Consider the following 2,575-nt stretch of genomic DNA (forward strand, 5'->3'; position numbering starts at 1 on the left):
CTAACTTAAAAATCAACGGTGATATTAAGCCCCCAACTTGTACTATTAATGGAGCAACACAAAGTGATGTGATTTTCGATTACGGAGTCATAAGCCCAACACTTATCCCTCAATCGACTGTCTACTATTATTCTGACATTGGAGTTCAAAATACAGTTACGATTGAATGTGATGCAAAAACATATTTAACATTTACTGCATCTGACACTTATGCTGATACAGAATTAAGTGTTAATAATACATCAGGCTGGTTTCATTTAGTTGATAAAGCAAATCCTGAAACCGCGGTTGGTGCAGCTTTCTTCGCATGGGATAATGTGACTGTCGATAGCAAACCTGCGTATATTTCACGAGCAAACGATGTGTCTATTACAGGAACCAGCTACAATAACGCCCTATACAAAGGGCCAACCAATGGTTGGACATCAGAAAAACAAACAAGCGTTGATAAAAACGCCCTGGCTCTAATTTCAGGTGAAATTTTCCAAGCAAGTTTTAGACAAGGAATGACAATGAGTACTTTTATTTTATCTAGAGATGAATTAAGTAAAAAAGGAATAGATTTATCTAATGGTTTAGATTTTATCGGGGAGGCTGTTCTCACTTTTAACTTTGGTGTCTAATTTTAAAGTAATTGATAATCACAATATCATTAATTTTTATATTGTGATTATCTTTTACGTTAAAAATTTAACAGTACTTAACAGTACTTAGCGCGCTATCAATGTTCTGAATATCAAATTAGTACATCATTCAATCAGGAACGATACATCAATACTTCCTTTATAAGTATTCGTAGGTATATTTCCATTGGCACAAAGGTTGAATGATAATGACTTATAAACAGTTCCCCCATTATATTTTCCCAAAGATTGTCCTGCATAAAACTCTAAGGCCTCGGCAGAATTGTTATTACATACTGCATTAGTTATTTTTTTAGCTGCATCAGATACCGTGATATAAGGTGCGACTTCTTTATCTTTCAAAGGGATATTGGGAGACATTGTCATCCCCGTTTTACTTGCATTGACTAGCTCATTATAGGGTTTTAATGTCACGTACATATTTCCTGAATGAGGGCAAGAGACAAGCATACTAGCGACACTTTGCTCAAGTAACTTGGCTGACTTAAAATTCTGTGCTAGTTGAGCGGCAAATTGTATATTTGTTGAGCTAGCAGGAGAAACATTACATGTTTTTAAGACGTGAATAGGACCATTACCAAATGAAAAAGGAACTGAAGATAGATCTGGATTAGCCCCGCCTGAGGTTGCTGTTTGAGCTGTAGTAAAATATATTGGAGCTACAAAATCGTAAATACCGGGTTTAACATGGCCTACTGCATAAATAGAATAAGAGCTTATTCTCAAGCTAGTATTACTTACACGTGATAAATTACCATACCAGCACATTGGGTGACGATAGACAAATTGATTAGAATATTCCTCTGTTCTAGAAATTTCTTTTCCTCGACGCAGGGTAATTCTTGTCGGGGAAGGTAATCCATTCTGATAATACAACGCATCGATAGATACTATTCCATTGATAGCTGCAACTAAATAATTTTCCCTATTTTCCTCTTCACTTACGTTTTTATTATATAATTTTAATCCGTACTCCCCCTCTTGACTTCCTGGGAATGGGAATAAAAAATTCTGCCATTGCGCACTGTTTTTACTACAATAATCTACAACATTATTAACACCTACAGCCGCTCCATAGTAATTACCACTACTACGAAGTGACATATATGATTGAGGAGGCGTTAATTCACCTATATACCCCGTTCCATTATCTGGAATAACAAGTGCTTTTGTTAGGAGAGGGAAAAACAGTGACAAAACAAAAAGACTGATTTTAATAGTTATCGTTTTCAATTTTCACCACCAAGCATAATGACAGATAGAACCATCTATATATTATTTATTATATGATTATTATTGATTTTTATCTCTAACAATAAGAATAAAAATCATTATTCCATATAAAAACTAAAATAAAAACAAAGTAAAGAAAAGCATTCTAAAAAAGAATCATTCCCGCTATTTTTAGTAAGATAATATTTTCAATAACTGTTAACAAACATCATTTTAAGATTTTCTCCTGCGTTCTTTTTTCACTTTCTATGCTTATTCCATTTCACGTATTCTCACCTTATAGCTTGATTGCTCTGACAATAATCTGCACACAAATGCACTTGAAAAAAAATAAAATAGCTATTAGCGATATAAAAGGTCTATTTTTAATTATCACTTTTAGATAATATTAGACATTAAAATAAACTCAGTTTAAGAAAGTCTAAATTAGATATATTAAAAATATATTCAGATATCATTAAATAAATAAACAAAAGGTGTATTATATAATATTGCTTTGTTATTTATCCTCTAAAAAGGAATAATGATATGAAAAAATTATTACTTAGCCTTACTATGCTGGCGATAATATCTACGCCAGTGTTGGCTAAATCCCCTGTAGCTAACTTAAAAATCAACGGTGATATTAAGCCACCAACTTGTACTATTAATGGGGCGACACAGCGTGATGTTATTTTTGATTACGGAGTCATAAGCCC

Annotated in this window: 2 protein-coding genes and 1 pseudogene; 2 read left to right on the top strand and 1 reads right to left on the bottom strand. The window is 33.2% G+C overall.

Features of this window, described 5'->3' with window-relative positions:
* A partial coding sequence (locus HMPREF3129_RS07780; protein WP_070486920.1) for a DUF1120 domain-containing protein occupies positions 1–623 on the top strand: 623 nt, incomplete at its 5' end.
* A gap of 126 nt (positions 624–749) precedes the next feature.
* On the opposite strand, the gene HMPREF3129_RS07785 is transcribed toward HMPREF3129_RS07780, so the two are convergent.
* The gene (locus HMPREF3129_RS07785) at positions 750–1,877 is read right to left on the bottom strand and encodes a hypothetical protein (protein ID WP_012368157.1); all 1,128 of its coding nucleotides are present in this window, start codon (positions 1,875–1,877) and stop codon (positions 750–752) included.
* Between the two features lie 528 nt (positions 1,878–2,405).
* On the opposite strand from HMPREF3129_RS07785, the pseudogene HMPREF3129_RS18885 reads away from it, so the two are divergent.
* Positions 2,406–2,575 (top strand): annotated as a pseudogene (locus HMPREF3129_RS18885) (YehE family protein); the annotation flags it as partial.

This window comes from Proteus sp. HMSC14B05 (assembly GCF_001808035.1).
Classification (GTDB): Bacteria; Pseudomonadota; Gammaproteobacteria; order Enterobacterales; family Enterobacteriaceae; genus Proteus; species Proteus mirabilis.